Below are 19,188 nucleotides of genomic sequence, written 5' to 3'. Positions count from 1 at the left end.
AGCTGCGGAAAGGGTGCGCAGTGATCTCGGCCGGATTTGGAGCGGTCGGGCTCACGGCCAGTTGCGGGCCCTCCAGCGCATGGCGGTCCGGGGCTCGCCGGCCGCCCGGTACGCGAGGTCGATTCCGTCGTCCGCCGGACCGTCCGCGGGCCGCCGTCTCGGCACGGCCAGCGCGAGGACCGACAGCCAGGCGATCCCGACGAACACGTCCACACACAGTGCAGGCAGCAGCGGCATCCGGCCGCCGTCGTGCACGGCCACCACCACCCAGGCCCCGGCGGCCGCGGTCACCCCAACGATCAGACAGCGCAAGGCGCTCAGCATTCGCTCTCCCTCATCAACCGGTCGTGCGGCCAGCGAAACCGGCTGCTCTGGGAGACACAGTGAACGGCACGGGGGTGCCGCTTGTGACGACCTATTCAGGACAGAATTGGATTAGACCAATTTTGATCACGCGATCCGCCCCGGCGGGGCGCGGCCGGGGGCCGTCCCACCTGCGGCGGGAGGTGCGGACGCGGTCCGGCCGCCCGGGGTCCTCGCCGGGCGCGCGCAGGGCGAAGTGGGCGGGCGCGCCGATGCCGGGTGTGCTCTCGTCGGCCAACTCCCGTCAGTGGAACGGGAGTCCGCGTCGCACCGTGGCGCCGCACTCGTCGTCGGTGTCGAGACGGCCGCTCACCTGGGCGGTGAACCCGGAGTCGCCCTCCACGCACGCTGCCGGGGCGGGGGCGGAAAGCCGCTCGCGCTCCGGCGCCGGGAGGAGTGCCGAGGCCGACGGCGGGGAGACCTCGGAGACGAAGCCCGGTGTCTCGACGTCGCCCACGGGGCCTTCCCCGGGCGCCTCCTCGGGAGTAGTTCCACGGCCCGCGATCGTTCGCGACCGCCCGTGCCGCCCGTGCCGCCCGTACCGGCCGTGCCGCCCGTGCCGCCCGTACCGGCCGGAGGACCGCCCTCCGGCCGGTACGGGTGTCCGACGGCGGAGCCTAGCGGCGCAGCGGGCCCTCGCAGGTGTAGTCAGCGGTGCCGGCCTGGCCGGTGGGCCAGACCTCGACCTCGCCGAACCAGCAGGTCATGTCGGCGAGGTTGTTGGCGGCCGCGCCGGCGCGGGTGAGCAGGTAGTAGTCGACGGTGTCGGCCATCGACTCGCGGATCCCGCCGGCGCTCAGGGAGTTGGTGAGGTTGGCGGTGATCCGGCCGGTGCAGGTGAAGCGCACGGAGTTGTTCCAGTCCGCGTTGTCCTTGCAGACCGGGGTGTTCTGGGTGGCGCGGGCGAAGGAGTCCCGCACCTCGGAGGCGTAGGCGAAGCTGAGTTGGCCGTTGGGGGTGTAGTCGGTGGCCGGGACGTGGAGGTCGGCGGCCTTCGGGGCCTGGGCGTCGAGGTACGCGGTGTACTCGCGCTGGAGGTCGGCGTCGCGGCCGAGGCGGTCGCGCCAGGCGTTGTAGCCGTCGACGTCGTCGGCGCGCAGCAGGCGGTACATCTCGGCGAACCGGTCGGGGTGGCGCTCGCCGAGCAGGTTGAAGAAGGCGGCCGCGTACGGGTAGGCGCGGAATCCGAGGCTCTGCCAGGTGGCGTGCAGGATCTGGTCGACGGTCAGCCGCGGCGTGCCGTACTGGTCGTCGGCGGCGATCTCCTTGAGCATGTTCTTGCGCGCCTTGACGCCGTCCTTGGCGGTGGCGCCGGCGAAGTACTCGGCGGTGCCCTCGTTCATGGCGAAGGTGGCGTCGGACGGCCAGCGTTCGGTCCCGCCGATCCCGGGGATCGCCCAGCGGCCGTTGAGGTAGTGGGTGTACTCGTGCCGGAAGAGCTCCTCCAGGCTGAGGTACGACTCGTCGCTGGTGCGCTGGTAGGTGTAGAAGGTGGAGTTCTGCTCGATGTACATGCCGCCGTTGTCGACGTCGCCGATCCGGAACAGCAGGTACTGCAGCAGCTGGTAGTTGGCCTTGGTGTCGTACAGCTGCACGGTGAGGACCTGGCTGGGGTCGTCGGCGAGCGGCCGGTCGGTGCCGAGGGTGCGGAAGAACTGGGCCTTGACCTGCTTGGTGGCGTAGTAGAGCTGGTCGGCGGTGGCCTTGTCGAGGGCGGTGCGGACGACCAGGGTGCCGTTGTCGTAGCTGTAGGTGTTCGGGAAGAACTGCCGGTACAGGTCGTCCTGGCAGGCGTCGTACGGCCGGCAGAGGCCGAGGTCGTTGACCGGGGCGGCGACGTTGACCCACGGGCGGCTGAGCCGGCCGAAGTTGTCCCGGACGGCGGTGATGACCCCGCCGATCTCGGCCTTCAGCTCGGGCTGGAGCGCCTCGATGCCGGCGAACCGGGCGTACTCCAGCATGGCGTCGCCGACGGCCCATTCGGTGCCGGTGCCCTTGAGGTGGGTGTAGCCGGCGAAGGCCCGGATCGCCTGCCGGTAGCCGGGGGCGGCGGCCACGGCGGCCTGGAACTTCCCGCCGTCCTCGACGACGTTGCGGATGCCCTGGTAGTTGATCTGGAGCACGGACTGGAGGGCCCAGTTCCAGCCCCGGTCGCCGATGTACGGGCTGGCGGCGGTGGCGTACTGCCGCAGCACGCGCTCGCCGAGCGGCAGGAGGGTGGGGCGCAGCCGGGGGGCGCTGGCGGCGTGGAACACCTCGCCCATGGCGTCGCCCGCCGCCTGGGTCGGCTCGAAGACGCGGGGGTTGGCGGTGTAGGCGGCGACGGCGCGTTCGATCGCGGACGTGGTGGTGTCGTCCTTGAAGTCGAGATCGAGGCGGTAGTCGAAGTCGAAGATGGCGGCGACGTGCAGGAAGTACCAGAGTCCGCGCGGGTTGAGGGCGGTGGTGCCGTCGAACCTCGGCGCGAGGGTGGTGATCCGCTCGGCGACGGTGCGCACGTGGGCCGGGGTGAAGACCTTGGCGAGCTCGGGCCTCCAGGTGCGGAGCAGCGGCAGCAGGCAGTCGTCGTAGCCGTGCGCGGGGTCGCCGAGGAAGTCGGCGAGGGCGGTGGGGGAGAGCGCGGCGAAGGCGGCGGGGTCGCAGGCGGCGACGGCCGTGCGGGCGGCGGGGGAGGACGGGACGGCCGGGTCGGCGACCGGCTGCCCGGCGGTCGGGATCGACGGGCGGTCCGCGTTCTCCGGTGCGCCCTCGGGGCCGACGTCGCCGGCTCCGCTGCCGTGGGCGACGTCGCCGGTGGCGCCGGCCGGGGGCCGGGCGGTTTCGCCGAACGTGGACGAGGGGGCGGAGGCGGTCGGGACGGGGGCGGGCGCGGCGGCCCGGGCGCTCTGTACGAGCGGGGCCGTGAGGGTGGCGGCGAGGGCCGCGGAGAGCAGGACTGTGCGCACACGTGGGGTGGCTGACACGGGAACTCCCGAGGGTGTGGGGGTACTGCCAACCGTCATGGGGAGGGCGGCAGTTGAAGGTGTGGCGTGAGTTCGCGCGGTCGGGAGGCGAGGGGGATCGACCCGGCATTCAGTAAAATAGTAATGTCAAATTGCATTGCGCAAGAGGGTGTCGGAAGGGCCTCGGCGGGGGTGTAACGAGAAGGTCTCGACCGGACGGCGTCGGCTGCACGGGTCTTGACGGAGACTCAGCAAGAGGCGTTTGCTGGCTCCCGCTCGTTCGGCATTGGTTGGTTCTGTTGATTTGCGTGTCATTTGAACGTTCAAATCGACCCGAGAGTGGGGGAGGGGCATGCGTGACTACCTGACGCAGTTCGCCGAACCGTTCGGCTATCTGGACTTCGCCCGGTTCGGGCCGGTCTCGGAGTCGGTCCGCAGGGTTCACGTCCGCGAGGCCGACCGGCTCCACCGCCGGGGTTGGGCGGCGCTGGAGCGCCTCGACGCGGAGGCCGGCGCGAGCGCCCGGACGGCCGGCGGGCTGCTCGGCTGCGCGCCGCACGAGATCGCCTTCGTGAGCTCCACCTCGCACGGACTCTTCGCCGCCGCCCACGCCTTCACCCGCCCGCGCGCCGGTGGGCCGGGAACCGTGCTGGTGGCGCGGACGGACTTCCCCGGTGCCCTCTACCCGTGGCTGCGTGCCTCGGGGAACGGCGGATTGACGGCCCGTCTGCTGGACGGCCCGCTCACCGTCGACACCGTCCGCGCCCGGCTGGACGACCGGGTGCGCGCCGTCGCGGTCTGCGCGGTGGACGCCGCCACCGGCCGCCGGGCGCCGCTGGCCGGGCTCAAGGAGCTGATCGGCCCGGACCGGGTGCTGGTGGTGGACGCCGTCCAGGCCCTCGGCGCCGTGGAGTTCGACGCCGACGCGGCCGACGTGCTCGCCGCCGGCGGCCAGAAGTGGCTGCGGGCCGGCTGGGGTGCGGCGGTCCTGATGGTCCGCGACCGGGTCGCCGGGCTGCTCGGCCCCGGACTCGGCGGCTGGTCCGGCGTCGTGGACCCGCTGGAGGCCCCCGCCCACCCGTGCCCGCCGCGGCCCGGCGCCGTCGCCCACACCCTCACCAACCCGGACGGCGTCGCCGTCGCCGCCCTGGGCGCGGCGCTCGCCCTGCTGCGCGACACCGGCGCCGGGCGGATCGAGGCCCGGATCGGCGAGGTGCTCGGCGGGCTGCTCGCCGCCGCCCGCGCCGCCGGGGCCGAGACCGCCGGCGGGCCGGGGGAGCCGGGAGGGCGCGGCAGCGGCATCGCCCGGCTGCGGCTGCCCGGCGCCGACCCCGCCGCCGTCCACCGCGCGCTCACCGCCACGGGCCTGGCCACCACCCTGCGCGGCGGCTGGATCAGGCTGTCGCCGCACGCCAGCACCGACCCCGCGACCGCCGAGCCGCTCGCCGAGGTGCTCGGCCGCGTCCGGCGGGGCGTCCGCGTCGGCTGAGCGGACCGCCCGCTCCGTCGCCCTCGTCCAGCCCTTCGTCCTTCTCGGAAAGGCATGCCATGTCACACCTCACTCGTCGCGACCTGTTGCGCGCCTCCGGCGCCGGCCTGCTGGCCCTGTCCGCAGGCGGCGCGCTCTCCGCCTGCGGCGGCTCCGGGGGCACCGGCTCCTCCGGCGGGGACGCCGCCACCGGCACCGTCACCGTCTGGTCCTGGACCAACGCCGCCGACGCCCTGCGCGGCGTGGTCCCCTCCTTCGAGAAGGACAACCCCGGCATCAAGGTCGACGTCCAGGACGTCGGCAACCCGGCCATCTGGGACAAGATCACCGTCGGCCTGGCGGCCGGCGGCCAGGGCCTCGGCGACGTCCTCCACATCGGCTGCGACTACCTGCCCGGCTACCTGGAGAAGTTCCCCGACGGCTTCGCCGACCTCTCCGCCCTCGGTGCCGACGCCCACAAGGACGAGTTCACCCCCGGCCTGTGGCCGGTCGTCACCGACAGGGCCGGACGAGCCCGAGCCCTGCCCTGGGAGGTCAACGCCCAGGGCTTCTTCTACCGCAAGGACATGTTCGACCGGGCCGGGATCGACCCGACCACCTTCGCCACCTGGGACGACGTGATCGCCGCGGCCGGCGCCTTCAAGGCCGCCAACCCCGGCGTCGGCCTGGTCGGCCTCAACCGGACCGGCACCCCCGGCCCCGACGTGGACTTCCTCCAGGCCCTCATGCAGCAGCAGGGCGCCTTCTTCTTCGACCTCCAGGGCGACATCAGCCTCACCTCCCCCGAGTGCGTGCGCGCCCTCACCCTCATCAAGCGCCTCGACGAGGCCGGCGTCGTCATCGAGACGGCCGGTGCCACCGCCTGGCGCGCCCAGATGAAGGACAGCAAGCTCGGCGCCGGCCCGCAGCCCTCCTGGGCGGCGCACTTCATCGAGAGCAGGTTCCCCGACCTCAGCGGCAACTGGCGGCTCACCCGGCCCCCGGCGGTCACCCCCGGCGGCAAGCGCACCGCCCTGGTCAACTCCACCCACCTCGCCGTCGCCGCCTCCAGCCCGCGCCGCGCCGCCGCCTGGAAGTTCGTCGAGTACGCGCTCACCCGGCCCGACGCCGTCAACTCCATGTTCAAGGCCGGCAGCGTCTTCCCCGCGCTCACCGCCGCCTACCAGGACCCGGTCTACAGCGCGCCGAGCGCCTACTACGGCGGCCAGCCGGTCCTGAAGACCTTCACCGAACTGCTCGCCGAGGGCGGCGACGCCACCAACTACTCCGGCGACTACGCCCGCGCGCTCAAGGTCGTCAGCGACGCCCAGACCAAGGTGCTGACCAAGGGCGCCGACCCGGCCGGGGCCCTCCGGGAAGCCGCCGAGCAGCTCGCCCAGCAGACCGGGCGCAAGCTCAAGTGACCGCCGCCGCCCCCTCGGTGGCCCGCCCCGGAGCCGGCGGCCGGACCCCGCTCCCCGGCGCCCGGCTCCGGCGGGCCCGGCTGCGCCGCCGGGCCGTTCCCTACCTGCTGCTCGCCCCCGCGCTGCTGCTCTTCGCCGTCTTCAAGGCCTACCCCGTCGTCTCCTCGCTGCTGCTCTCGCTGAGCGCCGGCTCCGGCACCGTCACCCACAGCGCCGGACTCGCCAACTACCGGCGGCTGCTGGACGATCCGCTGTTCTGGACGGCGCTCGGCAACACCGCCCGCATCCTCGTCGTGCAGGTCCCGGTGATGCTCGCGCTCGCCCTGCTCCTGGCGGTCGGCCTCAACGCCGCCCTGGTCCGCTGGCGCGTGGTCTGGCGGCTCGGCGTCTTCATGCCCGCCGTCACCGGCCTGGTCGCCACCGGCGTGCTGTTCTCCTTCCTGCTCAACACCGACAGCGGCGCCGTCAACAAGGCGATCGAGGCGGTCGGCCTGCCCGCCGTCGACTGGTTCGGCAGCGGCTTCTGGTCCCGGACGGCCATCGTCCTCGTCCTGACCTGGCACTACACCGGCTACAACGCCGTCATCTACCTGGCCGGGCTCCAGGGCATCCCGAGGGAGCTCTACGAGGCCGCGACGGTCGACGGCGCCGGAGCGGTGCGCCGGTTCACCTCGGTCACCCTGCCCGCGCTGCGGCCGGTGGTGCTGTTCACGGTGGTCCTCTCCACCATCGGCACCCTCCAACTGTTCGACGAGCCCTATGTGCTGACCCGCGGCGGCCCCGACAACGCGACTCTCACGGTGTCCATGTACCTGTACGACAACGGCTTCCGCTACTTCGACTTCGGCTACGCCTCCGCCATCGCCTACGCGCTCACCCTCATCGTCTCGGTGCTCGGCGCGGTCCAGATGCGCCTGATGGGAGAACGCGAATGACGCCCGTCACGTCCGTGCCGCAGGGGGCGGCAGGCGCGAGGCGCCGGCTGCGCGGCGTGCCGGCGACCCTGGCGCTCGCCGCCGTCACCGGCCTGTCCGTCGCCCCGTTCTACTGGCTGCTGGTCTCCGCCACCCTCAGCGACGCCGAGATCTTCTCCTGGCCGCCCCACCTGCTCCCCGGCGGACACCTCGGCGACAACCTCCGGAACCTGAACGACCGGGTCGGCCTCGGCCGGGTGCTGCTCAACTCCCTTCTGGTGTCCGGCATCCAGACCGTCGGAGCGCTCGTCGTCGCGCTGCTCGCCGGCTACGCCTTCGCCAAGTTCCGCTTCCGCGGCCGCACGGTGCTGTTCGCCGTCCTGCTGTCGACCCTGGTCGTGCCGGACCAGGTGATGCTCGTACCGCTGTTCAGGATGATGATGTCCTTCGGCCTGCTCGACACCTACCAGGCCCTGATCCTGCCCGGACTGTGCGTCCCGTTCGCCATCTTCCTGATGCGCCAGGCCCTTTCGAGCATGCCCGACGAACTCCTCGACGCCGCCCGGGTCGACGGCGCCGGGGAACTTCGGGTGCTGTTCGGCGTCGTGGTGCCGGTCATGCGGCCGGTGCTCGCCGCGCTCGGGATCTTCCTGTTCCTCGGCTCGTGGAACAACTTCGTCTGGCCGCTGATCGCCCTGCGCAGCCCCGAGATGCACACCCTGCCGGTCGCGCTCGCCACCCTCCAGGGCATGAAGAGCAACACCGACTACGGCCTGATCCTCGCCGGAACCGCGCTTTCCACCCTGCCGATGATGGTCCTCTTCCTGGTCCTGCAACGGCAGTTCATCTCCGGCCTGCTGGCCGGCGCCACGAAAGGCTGAATCGGACCATGACGGAGAACGCCGAGAACACGGCGGCCACGGAGATCTGGGAGCCGCACGCCACCGCCCCCACCGCCCGCCCGCGTCCGGTCGCCGTGCCCGGCCTCACCGCCGGGCGGCTGGAACTGCTGGTCGCGGGAACCGCCGAGGTGCGCACCATCGCCCCGGACGTCGTCGAGATCACCGCCGGGGACCCGGGCCGCGACAGCGCGGGTGAGGTCCGGATCGAATGGCGCACCCCCTGCACCGACGCCACCGCCTTCTGGACCCCCGAACTGCGCGGCGCCGACTGGCTGCCCGCCGCCTGGAGCGCCCCGCGCCGCACCACCCTCTCCCGCGGCGCCCCCGTCGCCGCCCTGGTCGGCACCGGGGACACCACGCTCTGCGCCTTCGCCGCCGACCGCGAGGACGCCCTGGCCGGCGCCGGCGTCGTCGAGGAGACCGGGGAGTTCCGCTACTGGGTCCAGGCCGCCGGCCGGCTCACCGTCCGCATCGACACCTCCGGCCGGCACTTCGCGCAGAGCCTCGCCGACCTCGCCGACTGGTGGGCCGCCGGAGCCGACCGCAAGGCCTGCGTCCCCGACGTCGCCCGCCGCCCCGCCTACTCCACCTGGTACGCGCTGCACCAGAACATCACCCCCGAGGCCGTCGAGCACCAGGCCGCCCTCGGCAAGGAACTCGGCCTGGACACGATCATCGTCGACGACGGCTGGATGACCACCGACCGCACCCGCGGCTACGCCCACTGCGGCGACTGGGAACCCCGCTCGCTGCCCGACACCGCCGCCCACGTCGCCCGCGTCCACGACCTCGGCGTGCGCTACCTGCTCTGGTACGCCCTGCCCTTCATCGGCAAGGACAGCGCGGCCTGGGACACCCTCTCCCGGTACGCGCTCGTCGAGGCCGACCACCTCGGCGCCGTCATCGCCGACCCCCGCTACCCGGAGGTCCGCACCCACCTCGCCGACCGGCTCGCCCGCGCCGCCGAGGAGTGGGGCATGGACGGGCTGAAGGTCGACTTCGTCGACTGGTTCGGCGTCCAGGACCCGCCCGCCCCCGGCCCCGAGGCCGACTGCGCCACCGTCGACGAGGGCCTGCACCTGCTGCTCGGCGAGATCCGCCGCCGGATCGACGCCGCCCGGCCGGAGACGATGGTCGAACACCGCCAGCCCTACGTCAGCCCCGGCCTGTGGCCCTACGCCACCATGATCCGGGCCACCGACTGCCCGCTCAGCCCGCACACGAACCGCCGGCTCGTCGTCGACACCCGGCTGATCGCCGGGCCGCTCGCCGTCCACTCCGACATGCTGATGTGGCACCCCGCCGAACCGGCCGAGCAGGTCGCCTGCCACCTCATCAACGTCCTGTTCGGCGTGCCGCAGATCTCCGTCGACCTCGCCGCCCAGAACCCCGGACAGCGCGAGGCGCTCGCCTTCTGGCTGGGCGTCGCCCGCACGCACATCGACACCCTGCAACTGGGCGACCTGCGCCCGTCCCGCCCGGACCTCGGCTACCCGATGGTGACGGCGACCGGCGACGGCGAGGTGGTCGTCGGCCGGTACGCGGCGCTGCCGGTCACGGCGGCCGGGGAGTGGCGTACCCTGCTGGTCGCCAACGCCGACGCCGACCCGGACGTCCGCCTGGCCGGCGGCCACGGCATCGCGCAGGCCACCGTCCAGGACGCCCGCGGCCGGGACGTCACCACCGCGACGGTCCGCCTCGACGGCGGAGCCACCGTCCACGTCCCCCGGGGCGGCCTGCTGACCCTGCGCCGGGTCTGAGCGCCGCCCCCGTCCGCCGACCGAGGAGCGCCGATGACCACCCCGGGACCGCGCCCCGTCCGCCGCGCCACCACCATCGCGGACGTCGCCCGCGCGGCCGGGGTGTCCCGGCAGACCGTCTCCAACGCGCTCAACGCCCCGCACCGCGTCCACCCCGACACCCTCGCCCGGGTCACCGCCGCCGTCGAACGCCTCGGCTACCGGCCCGACCAGTCAGCCCGCTCGCTGCGCACCGGCGAGCGCCGCACCATCGGCTACCTCGCCCCGGTCGACGATCCGCACGACCCCAACCCGCTGATGGCGGGCTTCCTCGAAGCGCTCGTCGACGCCGCCGGCGCCGAGGGCAACCACGTGCTGCTCCTCCGCCCCGCGGCGGGGGAGCAGCGAGCCCGGGCGGCGATCGACGCCGTGGTGGCGGCCCGCCAGGTCGACGGACTGGTCCTCGCCGACGTCCTGCCCGAGGACCCGCGTGCCGCCCACGCCGCCCGCCTCGGCATCCCCTTCGCCGCCTTCGGCCGCACCGGCCCCGACCTGCCGCCGCACTGGGTCGACATCGACAACGCGGCCGCCACCGCCGAGGCCGCCCGCCACCTCGCCGAACGCGGCCACCGCCGGGTCGCCTTCGTCGGCGCCCCCGCGCCGCTGCCCTGGCTGGCCGCCCGCCGCGACGGCTTCCACCGGGAGGCCGCCCGCCTCGGCCTCACCCTGGTCCCGCCGCCCGCCGACGGCGACCTGCGCACCCTCCTGCGCGGCCCCGACCGGCCCACCGCCGTGGCCGCCGACAACGACCTCGCCGCCCTCGACATCTACGAGGCCGCCCGCACCGAGGGCCTGCGGGTCGGCCACGACCTCGCCGTCACCGGCTTCCACGACACCCCCCTCGCCCGCCACCTGCGCCCACCCCTCACCTCCCTGCGCCTGCCCCTCCGCCCCATCGCCACCGCCCTCGTCACCCGCCTCCTCACCCAACTCCGCGGCGACCCCGCCCCCACCGAGGGCACCGAACTCCCCGCCGACCTGATCGTCCGCCCCAGCTCCTCCCACCACCCACCGTCCCCCTGACGCGCCCCCCGACCCCCGCCGCCGGTCCGGCGGGGCGACGGCGCGGTTCCGGCTCCGGGAGCGCCGGCAGGGGCGAGCGTCGATCATTCCCGACCCCGCGACACCTGGGAGGCACCCCCCAGGCCTTCGGCCGGGGCGGCCTACGCCCTGTCCTTCCGGTCCCGCCGCGACCTCCCTACGCCACCAAGCCCAGAGCAGCGGAGCAGCCACCACGGTCGCTCAGGCAGCCCTACCTTCTGAGCTGGGTCGACCGAGCCACTCGTGAGGTCGGGTCGCCCAGGGGTGCCGGGGCACGGCTATCAGGCGGCTGCCGTCTCGTGGCTTCCCTGGCTTCGCCGCCCGGCACCCCACGACGACTCGGCCGCCGCTCCTTGATCCCGATCGCCTCGCCGGTGCGCCCGGCCTGCCAGTAGGAGGCGGCGAGACTGCCGAGGGCGGTGAGGGTGTCGGGGTGCTCATCACCGAGGAGGCGTTCGGCGTCGGCTGCGAGATGCTGCCAGTGGGTGAGGGCGGCGCCGACCAGGCCCGCCGCCGTCAGGCTCTGGCCCGTGGCGACCGGGCCGGCCAGTCCAGGAACGCGGCCCGCGTCGCTCTGCGCGTCCTGCCCGTCCGCCCCCGGAACGCCGGCCTTCGCCGCGGGCCGCGCCTCGGCGCCGACGGTGCTACTTCTGCCAGCCGACGGTCTCGGGCAGCGGGCTGTGGAAGATGGTGGCACCGACGTTGGCGAGTCCCTTCCGGAGGCCGTAGGTGGAGGGTCCGCTGTAGAGCGGCAGCAGGGAGTACTGCTGAAGGGCCTTCTGTTCGAGCTTGTTCACGGCCGCGATCTGCTGGCCGAGGTCGGAGATGTCCCCGGTGGCGCGGATCTCCTGGTCCAGTTCGGGGGTGCCGGCTCCGGTGATGTTCGACTCGCGGTCCGAGCAGTAGAAGTCGCACAGGTACCGCGCGCCGAAGGGGTCCGTCGAGCGGTTGCCGGAGATGAACAGGTCGAAGCGGCGCTCGCTGAGCACCTTGGAGAAGTCGTTCGAGGAGACCTTGTTGACGTTCAGCCGCACGCCGACGGCCTTGAGCATCGCGGTGAACGCTCCGGAGACGGCCTTCTCGACGGGGTCGTCGCCGAGCAGGGTGTAGCCGAGTTCGAGTTCCTTGCCGTCCTTGGCGCGGATGCCGTCGGTCCCGGGCTTCCAGCCGGCCGCGTCCAAGGTCTTCCGCGCCTCCTCCGGGTCGTACTTCAGCACGGCGGAGACATTGTCCTGGTAGCCCTGCTGGAAGCTGTAGAGGACCGCCGAGCCCGGCAGCGGCTCGCTGTAGTTGAGGCCCTGGAACCGGATCTTCGTGATCTGCGAGCGGTCGATGCTCTCCTGCACCGCCTTGCGGACCTGGATGTCACCGAGGAACGGGGACTTGGTGTTGAGGTACAGCGCGTACTCGAAGGGGCTGCCACCACTGCGGACCTCGGCGTCCTTGACGGCCTTCACCTGCTTCAGGTTCTCCGCGTCCCCGACCGGGGCGTAGTCGATCTCGCCGTTCTTGAAGGCGTTGATCGAGGCGGCCCGTTCGAGGTTGACGTAGACGCGCTTGTCGAGCTTGCCCTTGCGGCCCCACCAGTTGGGGTTACGGACGAAGGTGATGTTGCCGGACTGGGCGTCCCAGGTGCCCACGGTGTACGGTCCGGCGCCCCATTCGGGGCGCGCCGTCTTGACGTACGCCTCGTTGAAGTTCTCGACGGTGGCGGCCTGGGGGTGCAGGAAGGTGGTGAACAGCGCGGACCAGGAGGCGTTGACACCCTTGAACGCGATGACCGCCTGCTTGTCGTCCGCGCCCCGGGTGACGGACGTGATGCGGTCGTAGCCGTCGGTGGAGGAGGCCGCGTACTCCTTGTCCGAGCCGTTGTTGGCCTTCCAGGTGGCTTCGATGGCACGCCAGTCGATCGGGGTGCCGTCGTTGAACACGGCCTTGGGGTTGAGGGTGATGACGACCTTCTGGTCGCCGCCCTCGACGGAGACCTTCACGTCGCTGTAGTAGTCCGGGTTGTACTGGACCTCACCGGTGGGCGTGTACGTGATGGCGTCGGCGTTGTACCAGGACCAGATCCGCAGCGCGTTGAGGGTGCCGTTGACGTTGAAGGGGTTGCCCTGCTCGTCGAAGGTACCCGCGGTGGTGTAGGTGCCGCCGTCCTTGAGGTTCTCGTACGGCTGCGGGTTGTAGTCGGTGACCGAGGACGCGACCTTCGCGGCGTTCTCGGTCCCCTTCCCCGAGGAGTCACCCGAGGAGGACGAGGAGGAGCAGGCGGTGGCGGCGACCGAGACGGCCGCGACCAGCGCGAGGGGCAGAGCGAGCTTACGACGCACGGGATGTCCTTGGTGAGAAGGGGGAAGCGGGTGAGAAGGGGGAAGCGGGTGTCAGACCGCGTGGCAGGCGTACCGGTGGTCGGAGCCGTCCGATGCGCCGACCGTCGAAGGCCGTTCGGTGCGGCAGCGCGTCCGCACGCTCTCGTCGGCCTCGCGGTGCAGCGGGCAGCGGTCGACGAACACGCAGCCCGCCGGCAGCCGGGCGGCGCTGGGCTGCTCGCCCTTGAGGACGATGCGCTCGCGGCGGCGCTCGCGCTCCGGGTCGGGCAGCGGGATCGCCGACAGCAGGGCCTTCGTGTACGGGTGCCGCGGCCGGGCGAAGATCTCCTCGGTGGCGCCGGACTCGACGATGTGTCCGAGGTACATCACCGCGATCCGGTCGGAGAAGTAGCGCACCACGGCCAGGTCGTGCGCCACCACGAGGTAGGCCAGGCCGAGTTCCCGCTTCAGCCGGACGAGCAGGTTGACGATCTCGGCCTGCACGGAGACGTCCAGGGCGGACAGCGGCTCGTCCAGGACCAGCAGCTTCGGCTCGCGCGCCAGGGCGCGGGCGATGCCGACCCGCTGGCGCTGGCCGCCGGACAGGGCGGCGGGGAAGCGGTCGCCCACGGCACGGTCCAGCCCCACCAGGTCCAGGAGCTGCGGGACCCGGGACCGGACGGCCGTCCGGTCGGCGCCGGCGGCCTGGAGCGGTTCGGCCAGCAGGTCGAAGACGGTCAGCCGGGGGTCCAGGGCGTCCGTCGGATCCTGGAGGACGATCTGGATCTCGCGCCGCAGCTCCCGCACCTGGGCCGCCGAGCGCAGCGTCGCGACATCGGTGCCCGCCACCTCGATCCGGCCGCCCTCGGGAGCGCGCAGGCGCAGCACCTCGCGCAGCGTGGTGGTCTTGCCGCTGCCGGATTCCCCCACCAGGCCGAGGGTTTCGCCCGCGCGCAGCTCGAAGCCCACGCGGTTGACCGCGTGCAGGGTGCCCACCCGGCGCTTGAGGAGGGTGCCCTTGGTGACGGGGAATGTTTTGACCAGGTCCTCGACGCGCAGGACCACGTCGCCGACGGTCCGCTCAGCGGCGCGGGCCGGCGGTACGGGAACGGCGTCCCCGGCCGGGTCCAGGCTGCCGTCGGCGATCTCCTGCGCGCGGTGGCAGGCCACGCGGCCGAACCGCCCGGCGGGTGCGGTCAGATTCGGTTCGGCGGTCCGGCAGACGTCCCGGGCCACCGCGCAGCGCGGCGCGAAGGCGCAGCCGTCGGGCAGGCCGACCAGGGAGGGCGGTTCGCCGCCGATCGGGATCAGGGGCCGTTCGACACCGCTGTCCACGGTGGGGACGCCGGCCAGCAGCCGGGCGGTGTAGGGCATGGTGGGACGGCGAAAGAGCTCGTCGACGCCCGCGTGTTCGACGATCCGTCCGGCGTACATGACGGCGACGTCGTCGGCGTAGCCGGCCACCACGCCCAGGTCGTGGGTGATGAGGACGAGACCGGCGCCGGTCTCGCGCTGGGCCAGCCGCAGCACGTCGAGGATCTGGGCCTGGACGGTGACGTCGAGCGCGGTGGTGGGTTCGTCGGCGACGAGGACCGAGGGCTTGTTGGCGATGGCCAGGGCGATGACGACGCGTTGGCGCATGCCGCCGGAGAACTCGTGCGGGAACGCCTTGGCGCGTTCGCGCGGGTCGGGGATGCCGACCAGGTCGAGCAGTTCCACCGCCTGCTCCCAGGCATCCTTCCTGGACAGGTCCCGGTGGACGCGCAGGGCCTGGGTGAGCAGCCGGCCGACGCTGAAGATGGGTGTGAGCGCGGACATCGGATCCTGGAAGACCATGCCGATGTCCTTACCGCGGACCCGGGACAGTTCCGCGTCGTCCATCGCCGCGAGGTCACGGCCACCCAGCAGGATCCGGCCGCCGAGCCGCGCGGTGGGCGGCAGCAGGCCCATGACGGCCAGGGCGGTGGCGGACTTTCCCGAGCCGGACTCGCCGACGATGCCCAGGGTGCGTCCGGGCAGGAGGTCGAAGTCGACACCGCGCACGGCCTCCACCGGTCCTTCCTCGGAGGGGAAGGAGACGTGCAGGTCGCGTACGGACAGGACGGGTGCGGGCCCGGCCTCGGGCCCGGTGCGGCGGGTGGGTGCGGGGGTCATCGTCGGCCTCCTGCCGCGCCGGTGGTGGACGTGGGGTCGAGGGCGTCGCGCAGGCCGTCGCCGACGAAGGTCATCGAGACGGTGAGCAGCACGGTCAGCCCGGCGGGGAAGGCGAAGAGCCAGGGGGCGCTGGTGATGGTGCCCGCGCCGTCGGCGAGCATCGTGCCCAGCGAGACGTCCGGGGTCTGGACGCCGAAGCCGAGGAAGGACAGGGCGGTCTCGCTGAGGACGGTGGAGACCACGCCCAGGGTGAGGTTGACGATGAGCAGGGAACCCAGGTTGGGGATGATGTGGCGCAGGACGATGCGCAGGGGGCGCACGCCCATGAACTCCGCGGCGAGCACGTAGTCCCGCTCGCGCAGGGACGTCGACACCGACCAGACCACGCGGGTAGTGGACATCCAGCCGAACACCGTCAGGACGAGGATGAGGATCCGCCAGTCGCCTGCCAGCCGGTGCGAGACCAGCGCGAGGATGAGGAAGGAGGGCACGATCAGCAGGAAGTGGATGAGGGCGAGGGTGGCCTTCTCCACCCGGCCCCCGAGGTAGGCGGCGCCCGCGCCCACGACCGCGGAGACGGCGACGGTCAGGACGGACACGGTCACCGCGATCACCAACGAGCGCTGGAGACCGTGAACGGCCGAGGCGTAGATGTCGTTGCCGCCCTGGTTGGTGCCGAACCAGTGCTCGGCGCCGGGTGGCTGGGTCAGGGCCGAGAAGTCGGCGTCCGAGAAGTGATAGGGGGTGAACAGTCCGCCGAACGCGCTGAACAGCACGAGCAGCAGGAGGATCACCACGCCGGCGACGGCGGTGCGGTTGCGCCGGAAGCGGCGCAGGTAGAGGCGGCGCCTGCCGAGGTAGCGTCCGTCGTGCCCGGTGGGCGGCTGCTCGGCGGCCTGCCCGGCGGTGGTGTCGAGGACGCCGTCGGGGGTCGTGTCGGGACTCACAGGGGTGCCCATCTCAGCTCACCCGCACTCTCGGGTCGAGAAGAACGGTGGTGATGTCCGCGAGGATCGCGCCGATCGCGGTCAGGGCGGCGGCGAAGGCGGCGGTCGCCACGGTGCCGTGTACGTCGTTCTTGTTGATGGTCTGGATGAAGTACTGGCCCATGCCGTTCCAGCCGAAGACGGTCTCGGTGAGGACGGCGCCGGTGAAGACGGCCGGGATGCTGAAGGCCACGGACTGGGCGGTGGGGATCAGGGCGGTGCGCAGGGCGTGCCGGCGGATCGCCTGGGCGCGGGTGAGCCCGGTGGCCCGGGCGGTGCGCACGAAGTCGGAGCCGATCACGTCCAGCAGCAGGGAGCGCTGGGTGAGGTGGTAGCCCACGTACCCCGTCAGGGTGAGCGTCAGCGTCGGCAGGATCAGGTGCGCCAGCCGGTCGCCGAGCGTCGCCCAGAACCCCTCCACGTCCGGAGACTTCTCGCCCGCGACGTACAGGAAGTGCCAGCCCGCCTGTTCGTTCAGCCGGATGGCGAGCAGTACCAGGGCGAGTGCGGCGATGGAGACCGGGACGTTGAAGAGCGCCATGGACAGGGCCTGGGCGGCCCGGTCCCGCCAGCCGTACTGGCGCGAGGCGGTGTGGACGGCGAGCGCGACACCGGCTACGACGGACAGGACCGTCGCGCCGATCACCAGCTGGGCGCTGACGAGGGAGCGGTAGCCGATCTCCCCGTTGACCTCCACCCCGACCGGGGAGCGGCCCCAGTCGAAGTGCAGGACCACCCCGGTCAGCCAGTCCCACCAGCGGTGGAGCAGCGGCTCGTGCGGGTCGAGGTTGTAGGGGGCCAGGGCCCGGGAGATCTGTTCGTCGGTACGGACCGGGCGCAGCTCCTTGAAGTTCGAGCGCGGGTCGAGGAACGAACTGGCGAGGAAGTACGTGGCGTTGGTGGCCACCGCGATCACAAGGAACCATCCCGCCGCCCTGCGTGTCACGTATCGGAGCACGGACGCCGCCTCCCCACGGGATACGGAGGGTGCGGCTGGGAGGCGCCGGGGCTGGCGGAGCTGAGCATGGGGATGGAGCTCTTTCGGTCCAGGGGGGTGCTTGCACTGTGGTGCAGAGGCCAAGTCTGTGTGCGAGCGACAGGTGACACCAGTGGTCCAGACATTTGGACACGAAGACGAAACAGTCCTGAAGTACACGGATGTGTCCGCGTCACACTTTCGTCAATTCGCAGGTGGGAGCGGGTACGGAGGCTGCGAGGGCGTGTAGCCGGGCAGCGCGGCCGGAGTGGTGGGTGTGCCGGTCGTCGGCGCGGCGGCGGCGTCGCCGTCGGCCGCGGCCGACAGGCGGTTCACCGGAATCGGGCCGGCGCTTCGCGGCGCCCGGGCGGTCCCGGGCCGGGGGGCGGTGGTCGGGTGCCGTCGTACCACCGCCGACCGGTGGCCGGGTGCTTCCCCCGGCCCGCAAGCTGTACGAGACGCACGCGACCGCTGCGCGGGCTGCACCGTACCTCTCCGTACCTCTTCGCTTTCGCTTTCGAAGCGATGGGAGGCCGCCGCCCCGCGCGGGCGGGGGGCGGCCTCCGGCCGGTCAGGCAGCGCCGTCATCGCGCTCCCGCGCCGGCTGATACGGCGCCCGGACGACGGACGGACAGCACCACCACCTGGGCAGGCATGTCGGCCGGAGGAGAGTCTCCAGGTGGCTGACACGCTACGGTGCAATCGTCAACTGCTTGCGATAACTCCCCCCTCCCACTCCGAGAGATCGTTCCGGAACCGGCGCCCATCGACCCATTTTCCTTCGGGAATGGAAACCTCCAGACTCAGCCACCACTTGAAGCGCGAAAACGAGAGGATGACCTCTCCGCGCTCAATCAGATTAATGAAATCGATGATCCGATGAGTCGGGACATCCTCGAACGCATATTCCTCGAAGAGGACTCTGGCCTCCCCTAGATCTTCCCTCAGTAGCACGATGTACTCATTGCCGGTCAACGCCTCCAAATGAAAGTCAACCAGCCTTGGCTCCGATGTTTGTTCGATCATCTCAATGTCGGCGAAGCAGCCGGACCGATTGCCCTCAGTGACGACCTTCTCCGCAGACCACTTCAACCCTGAATCATCTGGTCCCAACGACTACCTCCACGGCCCGTTCCAGAGGTCGAGCTTCTTACTCCCGACTCGGATCCGGAAGACAGCCCGCGCCTTCCGCTTCTTCTTCGACTTGGACTGCCCGGGATGCTCCTTCCATCGGGATTTCTCACTCTTGAGGTTGGTCCGGGGACCTCGCCGTTGACCTGGTCCTTGCTGCCCTGGGCCAGGGCGGCGCGGCGGACCTTGAGCAGGCGGCCCGGGTCCTGGTCGGCCGCGGCCGTGCCGTAGTCGAAGTTCCACGGCAGCTGGCCGGCGGGGGTGATCCGGGTGACCCGGCCGTCCGCGTCGTAGCTGTACGTGGTCTTCAGCGGCTGGGCCAGGCGCGGGTCCCAGACCTGGGCGATGCGGCCCTTGTCGTCGTACACGTAGTGCGTGACCTCGACGGCCTCCTGCTTCGACGTGGCCGGGTTCCACGACCAGACCTTCGCCGAACGGATGCGGTCCGCGTGGTCGCCGGGCGTCGTCGCCGTCGCCGTGGTGACCTTCGCGTAGTCGTACTCCATGACCTCGCAGCCGCGCGGCAGCGGGTTGACGGTGCAGTGGTTGGCGTCGTCGACGCCCGGCTCGACCGGCGGGATCACGCGCTTGACCAGCGAACGGCCGTCGGCGGTGTCGTACTGGTACCGGGTGGCGGAGGCCGCCTCCGGGCCGATGTCACTGACGACCTGGTAGATGTTCGAGCCGGCCTGGCGGGCGAAGACGGTCTTGGAGCCGTCCAGCTCGCTCAGCTCGTAGGTGGTGGCGTTGGTCTGGACGTCCCAGACCTGGTTGGCCCC

General features: G+C 72.2%; 16 protein-coding genes. 6 read left to right on the top strand and 10 right to left on the bottom strand.

From position 1 onward, the window contains the following. Nucleotides 1–51: 51 nt before the first annotated feature. From ACFU74_RS09640 to ACFU74_RS09630, 3 genes are all read right to left on the bottom strand, one after another. The gene (locus ACFU74_RS09640; RefSeq protein ID WP_380754352.1) at nucleotides 52–324 is read right to left on the bottom strand and encodes a hypothetical protein; all 273 of its coding nucleotides are present in this window, start codon (nucleotides 322–324) and stop codon (nucleotides 52–54) included. 283 nt (nucleotides 325–607) lie between these two features. Next, nucleotides 608–820 carry a hypothetical protein gene (locus tag ACFU74_RS09635; protein ID WP_380754349.1) on the bottom strand — a complete coding sequence of 71 codons (213 nt, stop codon included), beginning with the start codon at nucleotides 818–820 and terminating at the stop codon, nucleotides 608–610. Between the two features lie 160 nt (nucleotides 821–980). Next, nucleotides 981–3,308 (bottom strand): collagenase, encoded by a 2,328-nt coding sequence (locus tag ACFU74_RS09630; RefSeq protein ID WP_380754346.1) that lies wholly within the window; start codon nucleotides 3,306–3,308, stop codon nucleotides 981–983. A 349-nt stretch (nucleotides 3,309–3,657) separates the two neighbouring features. Here ACFU74_RS09630 and ACFU74_RS09625 point away from each other — a divergent pair, with 349 nt between their 5' ends. The 6 genes from ACFU74_RS09625 (at nucleotide 3,658) to ACFU74_RS09600 (ending at nucleotide 10,835) form a co-directional block, all read left to right on the top strand. Further along, a complete protein-coding gene (locus ACFU74_RS09625) occupies nucleotides 3,658–4,794 on the top strand; it encodes an aminotransferase class V-fold PLP-dependent enzyme (protein ID WP_380754343.1) in 1,137 nt (378 codons plus the stop codon). A gap of 59 nt (nucleotides 4,795–4,853) precedes the next feature. After that, complete coding sequence (locus ACFU74_RS09620; protein ID WP_380754340.1) at nucleotides 4,854–6,197, top strand: ABC transporter substrate-binding protein; 1,344 nt, start codon at nucleotides 4,854–4,856, stop codon at nucleotides 6,195–6,197. A gap of 80 nt (nucleotides 6,198–6,277) precedes the next feature. Next, nucleotides 6,278–7,132 carry a carbohydrate ABC transporter permease gene (locus ACFU74_RS09615; protein ID WP_380754424.1) on the top strand — a complete coding sequence of 285 codons (855 nt, stop codon included), beginning with the start codon at nucleotides 6,278–6,280 and terminating at the stop codon, nucleotides 7,130–7,132. Beyond that, nucleotides 7,129–7,992, top strand: a complete 864-nt coding sequence (locus ACFU74_RS09610; RefSeq protein ID WP_380754337.1) for a carbohydrate ABC transporter permease — start codon at nucleotides 7,129–7,131, stop codon at nucleotides 7,990–7,992. The genes ACFU74_RS09615 and ACFU74_RS09610 overlap by 4 nt, the downstream gene beginning before the upstream one ends. Before the next feature lie 8 nt (nucleotides 7,993–8,000). Next, complete coding sequence (locus tag ACFU74_RS09605) at nucleotides 8,001–9,773, top strand: glycoside hydrolase family 36 protein (protein WP_380754334.1); 1,773 nt, start codon at nucleotides 8,001–8,003, stop codon at nucleotides 9,771–9,773. Between the two features lie 33 nt (nucleotides 9,774–9,806). Next, nucleotides 9,807–10,835, top strand: coding sequence for a LacI family DNA-binding transcriptional regulator (locus tag ACFU74_RS09600; protein WP_380754333.1), 1,029 nt, complete (start codon nucleotides 9,807–9,809; stop codon nucleotides 10,833–10,835). 229 nt (nucleotides 10,836–11,064) lie between these two features. Here ACFU74_RS09600 and ACFU74_RS09595 read toward each other — a convergent pair whose 3' ends face one another. The 7 genes from ACFU74_RS09595 to ACFU74_RS09565 all read right to left on the bottom strand — a co-directional run. Beyond that, nucleotides 11,065–11,550, bottom strand: a complete 486-nt coding sequence (locus tag ACFU74_RS09595; RefSeq protein WP_380754332.1) for a tetratricopeptide repeat protein — start codon at nucleotides 11,548–11,550, stop codon at nucleotides 11,065–11,067. Next, nucleotides 11,498–13,183, bottom strand: coding sequence for an ABC transporter family substrate-binding protein (locus tag ACFU74_RS09590; RefSeq protein WP_380754329.1), 1,686 nt, complete (start codon nucleotides 13,181–13,183; stop codon nucleotides 11,498–11,500). Before ACFU74_RS09590 ends, ACFU74_RS09595 begins: the two co-directional genes overlap by 53 nt. Nucleotides 13,184–13,234: 51 nt before the next feature. Further along, entirely contained in the window at nucleotides 13,235–15,316 is a 2,082-nt protein-coding gene (locus tag ACFU74_RS09585) for a dipeptide ABC transporter ATP-binding protein (RefSeq protein ID WP_380754327.1), read from the bottom strand. Then, on the bottom strand, nucleotides 15,313–16,275 hold the full coding sequence (locus ACFU74_RS09580) for an ABC transporter permease (protein WP_380754324.1): 963 nt from the start codon (nucleotides 16,273–16,275) through the stop codon (nucleotides 15,313–15,315). The genes ACFU74_RS09585 and ACFU74_RS09580 overlap by 4 nt, the downstream gene beginning before the upstream one ends. Before the next feature lies 1 nt (nucleotide 16,276). Continuing rightward, nucleotides 16,277–17,260 carry an ABC transporter permease gene (locus ACFU74_RS09575; RefSeq protein ID WP_380754322.1) on the bottom strand — a complete coding sequence of 328 codons (984 nt, stop codon included), beginning with the start codon at nucleotides 17,258–17,260 and terminating at the stop codon, nucleotides 16,277–16,279. A gap of 723 nt (nucleotides 17,261–17,983) precedes the next feature. Further along, nucleotides 17,984–18,370: a hypothetical protein gene (locus tag ACFU74_RS09570; RefSeq protein ID WP_380754320.1), complete on the bottom strand. Its 387-nt coding sequence runs from the start codon at nucleotides 18,368–18,370 to the stop codon at nucleotides 17,984–17,986. Then, nucleotides 18,367–19,188: RHS repeat domain-containing protein (locus tag ACFU74_RS09565; RefSeq protein ID WP_380754317.1), on the bottom strand; the 822-nt coding region annotated here is incomplete at its 5' end. The genes ACFU74_RS09565 and ACFU74_RS09570, both read right to left, overlap by 4 nt.

This window comes from Kitasatospora sp. NPDC057500 (assembly GCF_042802195.1).
In the GTDB taxonomy this organism is placed as follows: domain Bacteria; phylum Actinomycetota; class Actinomycetes; order Streptomycetales; family Streptomycetaceae; genus Kitasatospora.
Note: the sequence above shows the minus strand (reverse complement) of the source record. Positions and strands in the feature narration are given on the sequence as shown.